This is a genomic window from Endozoicomonas sp. ALC020, assembly GCF_049275935.1.
GTDB lineage: Bacteria > Pseudomonadota > Gammaproteobacteria > Pseudomonadales > Endozoicomonadaceae > Endozoicomonas_A.
Map to the genome: position 1 here is coordinate 5,771,972 of NZ_CP184830.1, position 18,142 is coordinate 5,790,113.

Consider the following 18,142-nt stretch of genomic DNA (forward strand, 5'->3'; position numbering starts at 1 on the left):
CACTCAAGACTGTTTAAGAGCGGACAGTGCTTCCAGAAAACGACGGTTCTCTTCTTCCAGACCAACGGAAACCCGGAGGTGCCCCGGCATTCCATAATTGCCAAGAGGTCTGACAATGACGCCCTGTTTGAGTAAGCGCTGATAACACTCCACACCTTCCATGCCAGCATCAAAAGTAATGAAGTTGCCATTGGATGGAATGTAATCAATATTCATGGACTTCAGACCCGCTTCAATCTGAGCCATTCCATCCTGGTTAACCTGTCTGGAACGGTTCAGGTATTCTTCGTCATTAAGAACAGCAACCGCTGCCGCCTCAACAAGATTATTAACATTAAAAGGCTGTCGTAATCGGTTGATAATAGAGGCTATTTCAGCGCTTGAAACAGAATAACCGATTCGACCACCCGCCAGACCGTAGGCTTTTGAGAATGTTCTGACCACTACAAGATTGGGGTATTCTTTCAGCAGCGCAATACCATCCGGGTAATCACTCTCCATGACATACTCAAAGTAAGCTTCATCCAGAACAACAATAACCCCTTCAGCTAGTTTACCCAGAAAGGCACGCAACTCTGTTTCTGAAAAACGGGTACCTGTCGGATTATTAGGATTAGCCAGAAATACGATACGGGTATCAGAACGAACCGCTTTGGCCATCGCTTCCAGATCATGCCCCCAGTTTTTAGCCGGAACCACAATGCTTTCAGCCCCGCTCGCCTGAACTGCAATGGGATAAACCGCAAAGGCGTATTCAGAGAACACGGCTGAGAATCCTTCTTTCAGGTAGCACTGCGCCAACAGAACCAGAACATCATTGGAACCGTTACCAAAGGTTATCTGATCAGGATCAACCGCCAGCTTTCTGCAGAGAGTATCACGCAGATTGTAAAGACTGCTGTCCGGGTATCGGGCCAGCTCGGCCATCATTGCGGCAATGGCTTCACAAGAAGACTGAGCCGCCCCAAGAGGATTCTCATTGCTGGCCAGCTTAACAATACTGCTGGCATCCAGACCCTGTTCGCGCGCCAGCTCTTCCACAGGCTTTCCGGGAAGATAAGGATTCAGGGCACGTATTCCCGGTACGGCAAGCTTTGTAAAATCACAACCCATGTTTCACCTGTATATTCACCATCTACTCGTCCCCACACTGAAACCAGGGCTTTTAGACAGCCTCCAGAGGCAGGGACGAAAAATTGCTTCAATCGCGCATGGCTGTTTTGTTAAAGAACACCCTTCGGATAAGAGCCCAGAACACGGAGGTCATTCACTCTGTCAGCCAACTTTCCCAGCACTTTCTGGATAACCGGATCGTCTTGATGACCTTCAAAATCAATGAAAAAGACATAGTTCCAGATGCCGGTACGGGATGGACGGGTTTCCACTCGAGTGAGATCCACATCATGAACATCGAACGCTTCAAGAATCGAATGCAGAGCACCGGACTGGTTTCTCATGCTGACGACAATTGAGGTTTTGTCTTCACCGCTGACGGGCACATCCTGATGACCAATAATCAGGAAGCGAGTGGAATTGTCGGGTTGATCCTCGATTTTCTCAGAGATTTTTTCCAGACCATAAATGTCAGCAGCCATATCACCAGCAATGGCCGCAGAGTTCCATTCACCCCTGATACGCTTGGCCGCCTCCGCATTGGAGCTGACCGCTACTCTTTCGGCCATTGGCCAGTGAGCATCCAGCCATTTACGACACTGTGCCAGTGACTGGGCGTGGGAGTAAATACGGGTAATATTGTCACGACGAGTGTTTTCAGAAACCAGCAGGTGCTGATGAATTCTCAATACAACTTCACCACAGATTTTCAGAGATGAATCCATGAAGCTGTCCAGAGTATGACTGACCACGCCTTCCGTTGAATTCTCAACAGGCACAACACCGTAGCTTACAGCTCCAGCCGTCACCTCCCTGAATACCTCATCAATCGCTGCCATAGGGACAGAAATCGCTGAATGGCCAAAGTGCTTCAAGGCCGCCTGTTGGGTAAAGGTGCCTTCCGGACCAAGAAATGCCACTCGGACGGGCTCCTCAAGGGCCAGACAGGCTGACATAATCTCCCTGAACAATCGAGCCATTTCTTCATCGTCCAGTGGACCATTGTTCCGTTCCATCACCCGACGCAAAACCTGGGCTTCACGTTCCGGGCGATAAAATACTGCCGCAGCGTCTTCAGTCTGCTTGACCCTGGCCACTTCCTGAGCGCAGCGTGCACGCTCACTGATCAGCTTCAGAATATCCTGGTCAAGTTTGTCAATTTTTGTCCGCAACCCCTTCAACTTATCATCTGTCATAATGTTCTCTGCGTTTAACTGTAATGACCAGAGCCGTGCAATCAGCGGCTGGCAATCCTGCGAGCTTTGTGATTGAGATTGCAACGGATCAAGAATTTGTTATCCAAATTTTCTTTCGAATTCACGCATAAAAGCAATCAACGCATCGACATGCTCTTCCGGTACTGCATTATAAATACTGGCCCGCATACCGCCTACTGCCTTGTGACCCTTAAGGTAAAGAAAGCCATTCTTTTCAGACTCTGCCAAAAAGACTTTGTCCAACTCAGGGTCAGTCAGTGTAAAGGGTACATTCATTCTTGAACGCCATCGAGGGTCCACCTTGTTGTGATAAAAACCGGACTCATCAATCACCTGGTAAAGCTTGCCGGATTTGCGGGCATTGACCTGGTCGATCACCTCCAGCCCCCCCTGCTCCTTCAGCCACTCAAACACCAGACCGGCCAGATACCAGGCAAAGGTTGGCGGGGTGTTGTACATGGAATCCTTGTCCGCCTGCACTCGATAATCAAAAACAGCAGGACAACTGGAATGTCCTCGACCCAGGAGATCGTCACGCACGATGACCACTGTCAATCCTGCCGGACCAATATTTTTCTGGGCACCGGCATAGATAACCCCAAAACGGCCGACATCAACAGGCCCGGACAGGATATTGGATGACATATCTGCTACCAGCGGGACATCCACTGAATCCGGTATAAACGGAAATTCAAGACCACCAATAGTTTCGTTTGGCGTGTAATGGACATAAGCCGCATCTGAACTGAAGCGCCATTCACTTTCTTCCGGCATGGTATGGAATGAAGCTCCCTTACCGTCAGCAATAACATTGACATTCAAATAACGCTGAGCTTCCTTGATAGCTGATTGAGCCCAGTACCCACTATTGACATAGTCGGCGCTATTTTTCTCACCTCTCAGATTCAGCGGGACGGCAGCAAACTGCCCACGGGCACCCCCCTGTAAAAACAGAACCTTGTAGTTTTCAGGAATCTTCAAAAGCTCACGCAGATTTTGCTCCGCCTGCTCTGCGACTTTGAGAAAGGATTTCCCTCTGTGACTGACTTCCATAATGGAAGCCCCTTCACGGTTGTAGTCCAGCAGCTCATCACGAGCACGCTCAAGCACCGACTTTGGCAAAGGCGCCGGACCCGCCGAAAAGTTATAGGTTTGCCCTTTTGGGTCAGCCAGTGTTTTTGCCAATAGATTGTTCATACCATCCTCCCATACAGCCAGACTCGTCGATTCAGAAATGCGTAACTGCCGCTGAAATTGCTCCTGCATCTCAGGGATAAATTACATCCCGGCAAGTAAAACGCCAGCATGATGCTGGCGTTAAATTATGGAATACAGAATCAGCCTTCCTGCCCTTCATCAGGTTCGGCCTGAGAGGTTTCTTCCCCAGCCTCTTCGGTTTCATTGCCCTCAGCTGAATACTCTGGCTCTTCCGGCTCCTCAACCCTGGCAACACCGACCAGCTTCTCGCCTTCCTGAACCTTGATCAGGGTAACACCCTGGGTATTACGACTCATGACAGATATTTCATCGACACGGGTTCTCACCAGGGTCCCCTGATCAGAGATCAACATGATCTCTTCTCCATCCTGCACCTGAATAGCACCAACCAGCTCACCGTTCCGATCGGTACATTGCATGGAAATAACCCCTTGACCACCACGCCCGGTGATTCTGAAATCTTCTACCGCCGTACGTTTACCGAAACCATTCTGACTGACGGTCAGAATCTGGGTGTCGTTTTCGGGAATAATCAGAGAGATAACTCTTTGTGCATCCTGTAACTTGACACCACGCACACCTCTGGCAGTTCTGCCCATGGCGCGCACGTCAGTCTCTTCGAAGCGGATCGCTTTTCCGGCGTTGGAAAGCAGCATAACCTGTTTCTCACCGGTAGTAATTTCAGCACCCACAAGAGTATCGCCTTCATCAAGACCCAGGGCAATCAGACCACTGGTTCTTGGACGGGAAAACTGCTCCAGAGGCGTCTTCTTAACCGTTCCCGCAGCCGTTGCCATAAAGACAAAGTGACCTTCGGTATACTCTTCTACAGGCAGCATCGCCGTAATCCGCTCATCCTCTTCCAGAGGCAGGATATTCACAATTGGGCGGCCACGTGAAGTACGGCCAGCTTCCGGAATCTGATAGACCTTCAACCAATAGACCTTACCCCTGCTGGAGAAACAAAGAATCTGGGTATGGGTATTGGCCACCAACATATGTTCAACATAATCTTCGTCTTTTACCGAAGCGGCAGACTTACCCCGACCACCACGGCGCTGTGCCTGGTAGGTGTCGAGCGATGTGGTTTTTGCATAACCACCATGAGACAGAGTGACGACCATGTCTTCTTCAGAAATCAGATCTTCAACGGTCAGATCCCGGCGTGAACTGGTGATTTCAGTGCGACGCTCATCGCCATACTCTTCAACCACTTTTTCCATCTCTTCGCGGATGACTTCCATCAAACGCTCAGAGCTGGAAAGAATGAGTAGTAACTCGGCAATTTTTTCCAGCAGCTCGCGGTATTCACTGAGCAGTTTTTCATGCTCCAGGCCAGTCAGTCTGTGCAGACGCATGTCCATAATTGCCTGAGCCTGAGCCGGGGACAAATAGTAGAGACCATCCTCTCTCATGCCAAACTCTGCAGGTAATTCTTCAGGTCGACAGGCATCGGCTCCGGCACGCTCTGCCATTTCCAGCACGTGACCGGGCTGCCACCCTTGAGCCACCAGTTTCTCTTTAGCTTCTGCAGGCGTTGGAGAATCCTTGATCAAGGCAATTACCGGATCAATATTGGAAAGCGCTACGGCCAGACCTTCCAGCAAATGACCCCGCTCACGCGCTTTTCGCAGCTCATAAACGGTTCTGCGGGTCACCACTTCACGACGGTGGCGAATGAAGGCTTCCAGCATCTCCTTGAGATTCAGGAGTTTTGGCTGACCATCCACCAGCGCAACATTGTTGATACCAAATACGCTTTCAAGCTGGGTTTGGGCATAGAGGTTGTTGAGTACTACGTCAGCCACCTCGCCACGACGCAGCTCAATCACGACCCGCATACCGTCTTTATCAGACTCGTCGCGCAGCTCGGAAATGCCCTCAATTTTCTTGTCTTTAACCAGCTCGGCGATCTTTTCAATCAGCCGGGCCTTATTCAGCTGATAAGGAAGCTCGGTAACAATGATGGTACTTTTGTTTCTCTTCTCATCGTGCTCAATATCCGCTCGGGCACGAATATAGATGCGACCACGCCCGGTTCGATAGGCCTGCAAAATGCCCGCACGACCATTAATAATGCCAGCCGTCGGGAAATCCGGACCCGGAATGTATTCCATCAGGTCATCAACAGACAGACTCTCATCATCAATAAGCGCCAGACAACCTTTGACCACTTCAGTCAGATTATGAGGAGGTATATTGGTTGCCATACCGACGGCAATACCGGCAGCGCCATTCACCAGGAGATTGGGAATGCGGGTAGGCATAACAGCAGGGATCTGTTCCGTGCCATCATAGTTAGGCACGTAATCGACCGTTTCCTTATCCAGGTCAGCCATGATGTCATGACTGATCTTCTGCATCCGGATTTCGGTATAACGCATGGCCGCTGCAGAGTCACCATCCACGGAACCAAAGTTACCCTGCCCGTCTACCAGCATATATCGCAGAGAGAATGGCTGAGCCATACGAACAATGGTGTCATATACTGCAGAGTCACCGTGGGGATGATATTTACCGATCACATCACCCACCACACGAGCTGATTTTTTGTAGGGCTTATTCCAATCATTGCCCAGCTCGTTCATTGCGAAGAGAACTCGCCGATGGACCGGCTTGAGTCCGTCACGTACATCGGGCAGTGCCCGCCCGACGATGACACTCATGGCATAGTCCAGATAGGACTGCTTGAGTTCGTCTTCGATGTTTACCGGAAGAATCTCTTTGGCGATATCAGTCATGTAAACCCAGTCGTCCTTTAGCTTGCGCCCAACGGATACCAGTCAGCACCCTTTCTCAACCCGGAAGGCCGGAAACCCGAACAATTCAATCAACACGCAGCCATGTGGAAGCAATCATTCAGTTCCTGTCTGAATAGAAAGGAGCGTTGAAATGAATTTAACGATAAAAAGGGCATGGCTACTTTTTTCATATTAAGTAGGAAATAATACCACAGCTGCCAGCCCTACTGCGAGCAAGTCTATGCGTTGACAACAATATTTGTGAATAAAAAATGACACAGAAGTACGACATAGTAACTCTTTAGTATCCGGATAACAGGAATACTTAACTCTGATAACTCTGTCTGTATAATGCAGACAAGAATACAAACTGCGCTGTTACTTTCGGAAATCAACCGACTCTCGAAATTGGTTTTTTGCGTTATTCTTCGCATAAAGCGGTTTTCAGAGAGACCCGCTTCCCGGCGCACATTCAACACAACCGCATGAGAATCTGGACACTATGACTGCAAACCAGGACGAACCACGCCCAGTGCAAAACGTCGATCCAGCCGAAATTGCTAAATTTGAAGAGTTGGCCAGCCGTTGGTGGGACATGGAGGGTGAATTCAAGCCACTGCACGAAATCAATCCGCTGCGCCTCAACTACATCGACGAGCGAGTGGGTCTGGCCGGAAAAAAAGTACTGGACGTTGGCTGTGGTGGCGGCATTCTCAGCGAATCCATGGCACTTCGCGGCGCAGAGGTGACTGGCATCGACATGGGCGACGCGCCACTTTCTGTAGCTCGCCTGCACAGCATGGAAAGTGAAGTCGAAGTCAATTATCGTAAAATTCCGGTGGAAGAGCTGGCAGAAGAGATGCCCGGCACCTTTGATGTTGTCACCTGCCTTGAAATGCTGGAACACGTTCCCGAACCTGCATCCGTTATTCGCGCCTGTGAAAAGCTGCTCAAACCCGGCGGAAAGATCTTCTTTGCTACGATAAACCGCAACACCAAATCCTGGCTATTTGCCATTGTCGGAGCCGAGTATGTTCTAAAAATGCTACCCAGGGGTACACATGAGCACAGTAAATTCATTAAACCCCATGAACTCTGTAGCTGGATGCGCCAGACCGATCTGGAAGTACACGACATGACAGGCATGGTTTTCAACCCGTTTACTGGCGTTTATTCCCTCAAGAAGTCAGACACTGACGTTAATTACCTGATCTACGGCAGCAAACCAGAGCCCCAATGAGAATCCCGATGAGCCAAACGAACGCCATTGAAGGTATTTTTTTTGATCTGGACGGCACATTGCTGGACACCTCGGAAGACTTTATTTTCACCGTTAACAAAATGCTGGCAGACGACAATATGCCAGCGATTGATAGTGAACTGATTCGAAGCCATGTTTCGGAAGGCTCAAGAAAGCTTGTTCAACTTGCCTATGGTATAGAGCCACCTGATCCGAAGCTCGAAAGCCTCAGAACCAGGCTTCTTGAAGAATACAATGAATATATCAACAATGATCGCAGGGAAAAGGCTGCAAAACTGTACGACGGAATGCCAATGCTGCTGGATACTCTGGATGACAAAACCATTCCCTGGGGAGTCGTCACCAATAAACCTTCAGCTTATGCAAAAATCTTATTGGATCAGGCAGGCTTGAGCCAGCGTTCAAAAACATTGATCTGTCCAGACCATGTCAAACAGACCAAGCCCAACCCGGAAGCTTTGCTGGTAGCTTGCCAGCAAACAGATGCCAACCCGGCAAAGTGCATTTATATAGGTGATCATTTGCGTGATATCGAGGCTGGCAGAAATGCAGGAATGGTGACTATTGCAGCACTCTATGGTTTTATCAGCCCCATAGATACACCGGATCAATGGCACGCTGATTACAAGGTTTCGTCCGCAGAAGAGATTCTTCCGCTGCTGGAAAAGTATAAGTGGCAGCTGCCACGGAGAGCAACGCATGTTTGAATATACCGCACCCGACAACCTCCTCCGGGACAAAATCATCCTGGTCACCGGTGCAGGCAGTGGTATTGGCCGTACGGCAGCCCTGACCTTTGCACGCCACGGCGCAACCGTCATTCTGCTGGGCAGAACCATCAGCAAGCTTGAACAGGTCTATGACGAGATTGAAAAAAATGGCTGGCCCCAGGCAGCTATTTACCCCATGAACCTCGCCGGAGCCTCTGAACAGGACTATGCCAACCTGGCGGAAACTCTGGACAAAGAATTTGGCAGACTGGACGGGCTTCTGCACAATGCAGGTCTGTTGGGCGAACTCAAGACCATTGCACAGTTCGATCTGGACAAATGGAATGAGGTCATGCACGTTAATGTGACCGCCCCCTTTCTGCTCTCCAGAGAACTAATCCCCCTGCTCCGCAAGGCTGAATCGGGTTCTATTGCCTTCACTTCATCCAGCGTTGGCCATAAAGGGCGCGCTCACTGGGGAGCCTATAGCATTTCGAAATTTGCTACCGAAGGGCTTATGCAGGTCATGGCCGACGAAGAGGACGGCCTCAGTCAGGTGAGAGTCAACACGATTAATCCCGGAGGCACCCGCACAGCCATGAGAGCTTCTGCTTACCCCGGAGAGGACCCGATGAGTCGTCCGACGCCTGAAGATATTATGCCAGTCTATCTGTATCTGATGGGAGACGACAGTCACTCAGTCAGCGGCAAAGCCTTTCATGCCCAGCTTCCGGGTGATCCAGAGAACATTGCAACACTCTGACATCGCCGTGTGACCCACTTAAACGGTGGGTCATTATTTACCTTGTCGGCAAACAACCCGTTACAAAAAAACACGCCTTCCCTGAAACCTCGACTAGATTTTATCCTCGAAGCCCGCCGATAAATCGATCAGACAGAGGAATTCATGGCCATAGCTCAAACTTCAATCCTGCTCATAATGGCAGCATACACATCTGCATTGTCAGCACGTCCTGATGATTATTCCCAGAGAGAATTGAATGAAGAAAAAGTCGTTGCGTCCAACTGGCAACAACACTCACCGGAATATGAAGCACTGGTGTACCAGTCTTTTAACATGGCCAGAGACAACCTCAGCAACGCACTGAATCAACTACCGAAAGGCAAGCGTGCAGCGATAGTGACTGATATTGATGACACTTTGATCGAGGGCACCACCTATTTCTCAAGTATGGTGGGGACCGACGGTGCAAGAAACGTCGATGCTACTTTAGCCTGGTGGAAAGATCAGAAGATGGAAGCCTTGCCCGGTGCCTTAGACTTTCTGAATGAGGTTGATAACCAAGGGATAGACATCTTCTATGTCAGCGCTCGTTTTAATGAAGCCAAGGAACTTTCCCTGGCCAAACTAAAACGCTTGGGATTCCCGATCAAAGGAGCTGATTATCTACTCTTTCAGCAAACAGACAATAGAACATTAAGTAAAGAGAACCAACGTCAGAAAATCAGAGACAAGGGCTATCACGTACTGATGCTTCTGGGTGACCAGCTGGATGATCTGGCAGAAGTGGAAGGCCATCACTTCAACAGGAGACAACAGTGGGTTCAGCAAAACCAAAGCAGATTCGGCAAAGATTGGATCTTCTTTCCCAACCTTGTCTATGGAAGCTGGGAGCATGCTGTGGTGACGGTGAACTTCAACCAGCTGTCTCCTGATGAGAAGCACGATGCCAAATTGAATGCGCTGAACTATTCTCACTTCGCGCAGATACAGGACCCAACATTTGCACTGCACAACATTAATGCAATGCTGTGGATGAACTCATCAGCGGATTATCATGCCCTGACGCATCAGGCTTACAATCAATCCACAAGAATATTGGCAAAAATGAATCAGAAAACCATGGAGAACCCTGCTATTGTCGTGAACATCAACGGTACCATATTACAATACACCCCCCAAAATCCTGACCTGAACCTACCTGCACCAGGATCAGAACAGAATCTGTTTAACTGGCACCTTGAACAACAAAAAAATGCAAAGCCAACCCCCGGAGCTCCCGAGTTTCTTGCTGGCGCAAAGGAAAAAGGATTTGATATCTTTTATGTCTCCGAAACACCAGTGTCGTCTGGTCGGCAGGGCAACAAGAAAGACATAGAAACGCTTACGGTCAGGAAATTAAGGGAGCTTGGCTACCCAGATGCAGACGAAACCCACGTTTTATTAAAAGGTGAACACTGCACTGAGGTCGAGCTGAAGAACTGCACAAAAACTTCTCAGCGACATGCGATCACCAGCGGACAGGTTGATAGAAAAAAACATCAGATCGCACTTTATATTGGTGACACACTCTCTGACTTTGGCCTTGAAGAAAATGGCTTTGACCCAGACCTGAAAGCATCCGTGGCAGCCAATAAAGACAGGTTTGGCCGTCAGTATATGATCATTCCCAACCCATTAAATACACGTCGACTTGTTACCATCTACAGCGATTATGCCGGTAAGCACATTGGTGATTTATCGAGTGAAGAGCAAGCCAACATCAGACGAAAATTGATCAGGAACTGGCCTGCGAAGCCTTTTTGACCACCAGCTCCAGATAACCTGTTTCATCATCTGCTTCCCGGGTGAAACAGGTATCGTCAAGAATACCCACAACTATTTCTGCTGTGGTTTCAATAATCGACCCCGGTTTTAAGTGACCACCAAAAACACGCCCTTCCTTGTCCGCCACACAGATATGCAAATGGAGCCCTGATGGACAACAGGTGCCAGAAAGAGAAAGAATTTCGAAGGGGCCCTGAAGTATCTTCTCCTGCTCTGCTCCGGCCAATCTGAGCGACAACACTTTCAGACTTCCCACGCAGGATAACAGAAAGGCTGCAGGCCATTCCTTGGCAAGGGTCAGGAGTTCGAAATAGAGATCATCGCCAGGAAGCAAACGTTGACTATGCGTTTTCATAACACCCAGATCTGTTTTACCTTAGGAAAGAGCTTAACAAACGCAGAAAAGAAAACAAACTCGCAGAAAAGAACAGGTTACTGACAGAGAGCAAGGGCAGCCCTGAAAAGCCGGGCCACCCTCTTAAAAAGCTCTGCTACCAACCAGATAACCGGTCGTGACAAAGCGCCGTAAAACCCGGGGCTTACTTTAAGTACCTAACCAGTTACTTAGTCAAATTGTTCAGCATTCCCTATTGTCAGTTGCCCGTATTTCAGTGCCCGTTTTCCTGACTAACTACCTCTGTTTGCACAGTATTATTCACTGCATTACTTACTGCTTATCAATTCTACTTTACGAGACTCGTTTGGTTTTCCATAATCGTGCCTTGACTCTATCAATGCCATCTCAATCACAGATTCAGCGTGGCATAACATTTATTTTCACATTAAGCAGCCAGGGAGTGCGGATTGACGGCATCTCGTGATATTCCTTCACTGATCAGCAACATTTTAACCAGCGGTCAAAAACTTAACCTGCAACCCGCAGAGCTAGCATTTCTTGCTACCCTGAGATACTGGAGAGATCAGGAATCTCAGCCAGAGTTCAGCGAAGCAGAGCTTCATATCGTCTATGAACAGGTTGATAAACACCTTATAGACAGTGATTCCGTCACATCTGAACGACGCTGCAATGAAACTATTCGTCGAATGATGGATCAAAACCTGCTGATCTGTCTGGAGGGTATCGGTGAAAAACAGCACGCTTACCTGCTTCCTCCCGTTTCAGAACAAATCGTTGAATCCATCTGCACAGGCTTTGACGCCTCCCATACCGCATTGAGCACACTGTTTATGACAGTCGCCAGCCACCTGCGGGAGATCAGGGATGCTGCTATCAATGATGGTAACGATCAGTACTGGCGTCTTCAAATCGAAGCACCCTTGGATGTCACTGTACAGCAACTCGTCACCGCGATTGATCATAGACAGAGACAACTGGACCAGGAAGCCATAGAAACACGGTCTGACGTCGTCGCCTTGCTGAAGCAAGACTGGCAAAATGCCATGACACAGTGTGAACACCTTCTGAATGATACCCAGGACCGATTACAGGATCTTCAACAACTGTTGCTGGCCTCCTGTCATGACCTGAGACAACTTCTGGAAGCCATTTCCCAGGCCTGCGAAACAGCGAATAGACATCTTGCAGCCCACTCGGTGTTCAGACTCGAGCAACACCTTGATCGCATTGAGCACTGGAGCGGAGAAAGACTGGCACACTGGGAAAGTTTCCATCAACGCGCCCATCAATATATCCGCCAGTTTATCAACATGGATGAACGCAAAGCCCTGATGGAAAGAACGCTGGACGCCATTCAACAGTATGATCAGAACCCCTGGTATCTCAATCTTTGCAGCGACGCTCCTTTACTTCGACTGAGAGAAATTGATGCGCCCCAGCCTGAAACCAGTCAGTCCCGGGTCATCATGGATGAAGAGAGCATGACCGACATGGACGATCTTGAAAGCCGTAAAACAGCGATCGCTCAATGGCTAAAAACACGGGTTTCTGACAAAGGCTATCTTCCCTCCTATGAGGAAGCCTTAAGCGAACTTGCCAACACCCTACCCATGACCGATTTTTTGCCATCTGCGGGCTGGCTGTTCGAAGCCATGACCAGACTGGGCCATTTCCGTAATGCTCAGGATATTCCTGAAAGTTTCTGGCACCAAATCATGCCCAACCTCGAAGCCGAACACCTGCAATTAGAGCTAACAAAACCCATCACATCAGAGAGAGAATCTTCGCTTGAATGCTAACAACCCCTACCAGACTCTGGCCGATGTCATAAACGACGATCTCTTTCCCGAGCTGGACAGCCGACTGCGCCGGGGTGAGCATATTGATGCCAGACATACCCATCTCTATAGCATGTTACAGGCAGGCGAAACCTGGCTTGACGGGCATTACCAGCGTTATGGTATAGATCTGATTTGTGCCCAGGAAGACTATTATTACCTGCAGCCAAAACTGGGCAACAAAAATCTGATTCGCTCTAAAAAGCTCGACGAACTCAGCATGGTTCTGGGCCAGCTTTTGGCCTTGTATCACCTTGACCCGGAACAGCTCGAAGGCGGCGGCTGGACTCACGCGGATTCTTTGTTTGAACGTTTACGGATGCTTGTAGACGACAAGCGGCTGGCACGATTGCTGGACAGAAAGAAAATCGATACCCAGCTGGATCGTGAAAAAGCTATGGAAACCCTCAAGAGGTCACTGCGGCAACTGGCGAAGCTCGGCATGATCCGCATGGATGGCATAAAAGCAGACAGAGTTCAGACCCAATCCCCCCTGATGCGCTTTATTGAACCTGTAAGAAGCAGCCAAATGACCCGGGAAAGTCTGGAAAAGCTGGTGCAATCCGGTTCTATTTCTCTGGAGGCAGACGAAGAAGTGGCAGACGAATCAGTAACGGATGAAACACTAAACAGCGACGAACCGGCAGCAGAAAACAAAGGTTCCGTTGAAGGCAATGAAGAGATTAAGGAAGTCGAAGCATGAGTCAGACACGTACGCAGATTAACAGTCTGACGCTGGTCAACTTTCGAGGGATATTCTTTAAAACTCTCTCATTGCACCAGTGGATGAGCAACCTGATTGGCCATAATGGGGCCGGCAAAACGACCATTATGGGCGCACTGCTGGTTAACCGGGTACCAGACAATCGTCTGGTAAGATTAAGAAACAACTCCGACAGCGGTCAGGATCGCAGCGATAATGGTATCTGGGGACGCATTGACAAAGGCACCTGTTATTCTCTGGTGGATTACACCCTGTACAACGGTGAACGTGTCATCGCCGTCGTCCAGCTAAAGCGCCTTGGAAAGCCCAGAGTCGAGCTGAAAATGTTTGCCATTTCGGGCATAGACCAAGACATATCAGTAAAAGATCTGATGATGAGTCCTGCGGGTGAGAATCGTTACGATGCCCTGGAAGGAAACGCCCTTTCAAATCAGATTGCCATTCAGGGCGGAACACTGAAACGCTTCAAATCTCTCGGCCAGTTTATGGACTGGCAATTTCAGTGCCGGATCATTCCCCGCAGAATGGAAAACATCAGAGACCGCCAGCGTTATTATCGAATGTTGGAAACCAGCCTGTATGGTGGCCTTTCTTCTGAAATGCAAAAAGGGCTCCGGGACTACCTGCTAACATCGGAAGAAAATGTTAAAAAGTCGGTCGGTTCCATGCAGAATGCTTTGCAGGAAACTCGCAAAACACGGGACAGTATTCACCATACCCGTGAAAAACGGGAGCTGATTAAAGAGTTACTGGATTCAAGCTACAAACTGGGCGAAAACATCATAGCATTGGCACAGAGACTTCAGGTCCAACTTGAGCAGTCGCTGATTGATTGCCAGAACCAGACTGAGCGCACTGAGTCAGATATCACAGCTCAACGACAGCAAATCAGCGCAATTGAGCTTGAAATAGAGCAACTGGAAAGTACCAGGGAACAGCTCCAGACTCATGAAACCATGGCCCGTACTCAAAAGGAACAGGCCGAAACACTGGACCGAATCCACACTGAGTCCAGACTGCTGAAACAAGAAAATGACAATATTCATGAACGCCTGCAACAACAGAACGAACAACTTGAAATACTGGAAGCTCAAAAACAGCAACAAAACCAGCAACTGGAACAAATAGAAGAGGACGTTCGATCACTCGTTAAACAGCTGGCTGACGCTGAAGATGCTTATTCTGAAGAAGCCCGTAAAGCCGGACTCTATAATCAGGCTTTAGCCAGCCTTGAAGAGTGTCGCAGCCATCTGTCGGATGCGACCCTGAGTGAAAAAAACCTCAGTCAGATTCTTCAGCAGACGATTGCGCAGCGCAGCGAACTCTCAGCAGAGTATCATGTTAAACGGCCCCTGCTGGAGCAGATGGAAAATATCAGACATCACTTTGATCAGTGTCTACCGATCCTGTCTCTCCTTGAAAACAGTGAAGTGTCTACCGCCAATGTCGGCCAGTTATCAGACAAGTGGATTCAGGTAAAGCGCTCAAAAGAGCATGATACACGTCAAATAAAGGTTATAAAGGACAGGCTGGAATTAACACAACGCAAACTGGCAGAACAACAACGACTTAAAGAAGGCATCGCCAGACTACCCTCCCCCTTCAACCATGCCATAAAAAACCATGCACAATGGCTGACTCACCTGAAGCAGGGAGAGACGGACAAAGCCCTGATCAGTGAACAACTGAGTACACTTTCCGATGCCATTCAGGACCTGAAAGTGAAGCAGCAGCAGCTGGAACAACAGCGTTTACAAAAGCAAAAAGATCATACCCAATGGCTGGAATATGAAAGTCTCAAACAACAGCTGTTTGAGCTAAACGACGATATTCAATTAGAACAGCCGGAGGAGCTGAGTACTCTTCGCTATACATTGACCGAACAGCAGAATATCTGCCATCGTCAGGACCTTGGGCTTGAGACCGAACTGAGCACCCTGAGACTCAGGTTGAAAGGGCTTGAAATCTGCGATTCAAAAGAGCAGATCCAGCTGCAAAGACTGGCGGAATTGACAAAGGGTCAGCTGGTAAGCCAGTTCTTTGATGAAGATGAGATTTCACTGGCAGAAGCCGCCTGGCTGGAAGCCAAAATGGGTCCCTTACGCAATGCGCTACTGGTAAAGGATGTTGAGAAGGCAGCGGCACTGATCAGACAGGAAACTGATCGCCCTGACGATGTCTGGTTGCTTGAGGGTGATTCGAGCACCAGCTTTTCTGAAGACCTCTTCATTGAATCACCGTTACATCAGGATGAAGACGGCAGTGTACTGGTGAATCTTTCAAAGAACATTTCCCGTCTCAGCAAGGAACCTGAATTTCCTACTCTCGGTAAACTGGCCCGCGAGAAAGAGAGAGCAAGACTCATTGAACGGGAAGAAAACATTCTCGATGAGAGACAAACGCTGGCCGTCAACCGCAGGAAACTTGAAAAACAGTTTACTCTGCTCGACAGGATGGCACCTTTATCGCAGTGGATTGGCCAGGAGGAGCCTGACCTCCAGTCACTGGCCGTAAGCATTGAAGACTGTCAAAACCAGCTCACATCGTCTCAGGCCACCCGGACTCAGAAAGATACAGAGTTAAAAACGCTTAACCATGTTGTCTCTTTTCTGGCCTCTCAACAATCCAATGCCACTGTTCTTGATGAAGTCGATCTTGCCATGACAGTGGAGAGTCTGGAGTCCCGGCAGACTCAGTGCCTCGAAGCCGCCGAATGGATCAAAATACATTCTGAAAATATCAGTCAACTGGAAAGCAGTCGTTTATACCTTGATACCCCTCCGGCTGAAGACATTGAAGTCTTCAAGGCCAGTCTTGATAAACTCGGCAACCAGATAGCCGAGTCAGGTAAGACTATTGATCTGCTCCAGCGCACAGAACAGACCCTGCCAAACCTGCGCTTTAAAAACTCAGTCCATCGTCAGAACGAAACCAGCTCTTTGAGAGAATCCCTGAAACGGGAATGGGAAGAAAAAGACTCCAGAAAACAGGTCCAACAGAGAGAACTCGAACTCCTTAAGGATCAGCTGCAGGCTCTTAACAGTAATATGTCTGCCGATAAGAGCGTACTGCAACACAATGAAGGTCAGCTCCTGCTCAAAGAAAACGAGATCAAAGGCATCCCACTGGATTGGCATGAAACACTGACAGAGCAGATGAAAGCTCGCTTGGACGAGGTCATCCGGCAACTGAAAGACCTTGAGCCAAAACACAATACCCTGTTCCAGTCAGTCACGGAACGTCGCTCAGAGCTGAATAAACTACAGGATCATTTAGAAGCCCTGCAGAAAGACATTCAATCTATTACCCCAAGGTGCGAGACAGCAAAGCAACAGTGGGCAGCGATTGAGGAGCGTGCCAGTCAGTCCGGTTTAATGACTCGGCTGCACTCTCAGCAATTACTCCATGAGAGTAATGAAGCGTTAAAAGAAAATATTTCAACCGCCCGGGCGAGATTGGAACAGGCTCTCAAGTCTGAACCTGAAAATACCCTGCTCAGACGCTTGTCCCAAGCCAGTGCTTCCGACTTGCCCGACCTGTTTGAATGTGTTCTTTATGCCCAGCAACTACTGGCAGAGCGAATGGATAAAACCATTTCCAACTCTGATGACCCCAGACAGGCACTGGAACAACTTGAAGAACATCTGGTTCGACTGGAAGAGCGACTCAAGGACGCAGAAGAGCAGTTCCTTGCTGAATCGGAATACATGGGCCAGAACATTCAACGCAGTATTAACAGACAGCGGAAGCAGATTTTTCAACTTAACTCTGCGTTGTCCAGCGTTCACTTTGGCACCATCCGCTCTATCAAAATCGAAGTGCAGGAGATTGAGAGCTTCAAAAAGGTACTGGATGCCCTGCAAAGCCAGTTCTATGGCGATCTTTTCAAACAGCCTGAAATGACCGTTGAAGATGCCCTTGCGGCAATATTCAAACGGGAAACAGGTGGCACCATTACCGGGGAGAAGCTGCTCGATTATCGCGAGTACATCAAACTTAACATTCTGATTCAACGCGCAGGTAGCAGCCAGTTTGAAGCAGCCAATCCGACCAACCTGTCTACCGGTGAAGCCATAGGCACAGGTTTGGCCGTACTCACCATGGTGCTGCACTCCTGGGAATCCCAGAACCGTGAAGGAAACGGCCATGCAGCCAATCGCCTGCTGTTCCTTGATGAGGCGGCGCGACTGGATGCCCGGGCACTCCAGACTCTGGAAGAACTCTGTGCCAATCAGTCATTGCAATTGCTGGTAGGCGCTCCGGACAACGTTCTTCCAAAGAATGGCGTGACGTACCGTATGGTGCGTCTAATGGAACCTTATGAGCACGTTATTTTTTCAGGAGTCAGAAGCAAGCCTGTTGCTTTGGAAAGTGTTTAATGGCTGACTTCCCG

At 49.0% G+C, this 18,142-nt stretch carries 12 protein-coding genes; 7 read left to right on the top strand and 5 right to left on the bottom strand.

All coding sequences use genetic code 11. The features are described 5' to 3' along the window. Positions 1-3: 3 nt before the first annotated feature. From hisC to gyrA, 4 genes are all read right to left on the bottom strand, one after another. A complete protein-coding gene (gene hisC, locus ACOJUO_RS21145; RefSeq protein WP_422138068.1) occupies positions 4-1,113 on the bottom strand; it encodes a histidinol-phosphate transaminase in 1,110 nt (369 codons plus the stop codon). Between the two features lie 110 nt (positions 1,114-1,223). Continuing rightward, on the bottom strand, positions 1,224-2,309 hold the full coding sequence (gene pheA / locus ACOJUO_RS21150; protein WP_422133903.1) for a prephenate dehydratase: 1,086 nt from the start codon (positions 2,307-2,309) through the stop codon (positions 1,224-1,226). 99 nt (positions 2,310-2,408) lie between these two features. Further along, entirely contained in the window at positions 2,409-3,527 is a 1,119-nt protein-coding gene (serC, locus tag ACOJUO_RS21155; RefSeq protein ID WP_422133904.1) for a 3-phosphoserine/phosphohydroxythreonine transaminase, read from the bottom strand. Positions 3,528-3,667: 140 nt separating this feature from the next. Next, a complete protein-coding gene (gene gyrA, locus ACOJUO_RS21160) occupies positions 3,668-6,289 on the bottom strand; it encodes a DNA gyrase subunit A (RefSeq protein ID WP_422138069.1) in 2,622 nt (873 codons plus the stop codon). A 532-nt stretch (positions 6,290-6,821) separates the two neighbouring features. Here gyrA and ubiG point away from each other — a divergent pair. The 4 genes from ubiG to ACOJUO_RS21180 all read left to right on the top strand — a co-directional run bounded on the left by ubiG (position 6,822) and on the right by ACOJUO_RS21180 (position 10,808). Continuing rightward, entirely contained in the window at positions 6,822-7,529 is a 708-nt protein-coding gene (gene ubiG, locus ACOJUO_RS21165) for a bifunctional 2-polyprenyl-6-hydroxyphenol methylase/3-demethylubiquinol 3-O-methyltransferase UbiG (protein ID WP_422137110.1), read from the top strand. 8 nt (positions 7,530-7,537) lie between these two features. Then, positions 7,538-8,257 (top strand): HAD family hydrolase, encoded by a 720-nt coding sequence (locus tag ACOJUO_RS21170; protein ID WP_422133906.1) that lies wholly within the window; start codon positions 7,538-7,540, stop codon positions 8,255-8,257. Further along, positions 8,250-9,023, top strand: a complete 774-nt coding sequence (locus ACOJUO_RS21175) for a YciK family oxidoreductase (protein WP_422138070.1) — start codon at positions 8,250-8,252, stop codon at positions 9,021-9,023. The genes ACOJUO_RS21170 and ACOJUO_RS21175 overlap by 8 nt, the downstream gene beginning before the upstream one ends. Before the next feature lie 144 nt (positions 9,024-9,167). Then, entirely contained in the window at positions 9,168-10,808 is a 1,641-nt protein-coding gene (locus ACOJUO_RS21180) for an HAD family acid phosphatase (protein ID WP_422138071.1), read from the top strand. Here ACOJUO_RS21180 and ACOJUO_RS21185 read toward each other — a convergent pair. Beyond that, on the bottom strand, positions 10,780-11,184 hold the full coding sequence (locus tag ACOJUO_RS21185; protein WP_422138072.1) for a PPC domain-containing DNA-binding protein: 405 nt from the start codon (positions 11,182-11,184) through the stop codon (positions 10,780-10,782). The genes ACOJUO_RS21180 and ACOJUO_RS21185 overlap by 29 nt on opposite strands. A 449-nt stretch (positions 11,185-11,633) precedes the next feature. Here ACOJUO_RS21185 and ACOJUO_RS21190 point away from each other — a divergent pair, with 449 nt between their 5' ends. The 3 genes from ACOJUO_RS21190 to mukB are packed head-to-tail and all read left to right on the top strand — an operon-like array spanning position 11,634 to position 18,128. Continuing rightward, positions 11,634-12,986, top strand: coding sequence for a hypothetical protein (locus ACOJUO_RS21190; protein ID WP_422138073.1), 1,353 nt, complete (start codon positions 11,634-11,636; stop codon positions 12,984-12,986). Further along, entirely contained in the window at positions 12,976-13,728 is a 753-nt protein-coding gene (locus ACOJUO_RS21195; protein ID WP_422138074.1) for a chromosome partition protein MukE, read from the top strand. Before ACOJUO_RS21190 ends, ACOJUO_RS21195 begins: the two co-directional genes overlap by 11 nt. Then, positions 13,725-18,128, top strand: coding sequence for a chromosome partition protein MukB (gene mukB, locus ACOJUO_RS21200; RefSeq protein WP_422138075.1), 4,404 nt, complete (start codon positions 13,725-13,727; stop codon positions 18,126-18,128). The genes ACOJUO_RS21195 and mukB overlap by 4 nt, the downstream gene beginning before the upstream one ends. Positions 18,129-18,142: the final 14 nt, after the last annotated feature.

What these genes read in the sequence shown, in the direction of transcription:
- hisC (WP_422138068.1), bottom strand. Translation starts at nt 1,113, where the DNA reads ATGGGTTGTGATTTTACAAAGCTTGCCGTACCGGGAATACGTGCCCTG.
- pheA (WP_422133903.1), bottom strand. Translation starts at nt 2,309, where the DNA reads ATGACAGATGATAAGTTGAAGGGGTTGCGGACAAAAATTGACAAACTT.
- serC (WP_422133904.1), bottom strand. Translation starts at nt 3,527, where the DNA reads ATGAACAATCTATTGGCAAAAACACTGGCTGACCCAAAAGGGCAAACC.
- gyrA (WP_422138069.1), bottom strand. Translation starts at nt 6,289, where the DNA reads ATGACTGATATCGCCAAAGAGATTCTTCCGGTAAACATCGAAGACGAA.
- ACOJUO_RS21170 (WP_422133906.1), top strand. Translation starts at nt 7,538, where the DNA reads ATGAGCCAAACGAACGCCATTGAAGGTATTTTTTTTGATCTGGACGGC.
- ACOJUO_RS21175 (WP_422138070.1), top strand. Translation starts at nt 8,250, where the DNA reads ATGTTTGAATATACCGCACCCGACAACCTCCTCCGGGACAAAATCATC.
- ACOJUO_RS21180 (WP_422138071.1), top strand. Translation starts at nt 9,168, where the DNA reads ATGGCCATAGCTCAAACTTCAATCCTGCTCATAATGGCAGCATACACA.
- ACOJUO_RS21185 (WP_422138072.1), bottom strand. Translation starts at nt 11,184, where the DNA reads ATGAAAACGCATAGTCAACGTTTGCTTCCTGGCGATGATCTCTATTTC.
- mukB (WP_422138075.1), top strand. Translation starts at nt 13,725, where the DNA reads ATGAGTCAGACACGTACGCAGATTAACAGTCTGACGCTGGTCAACTTT.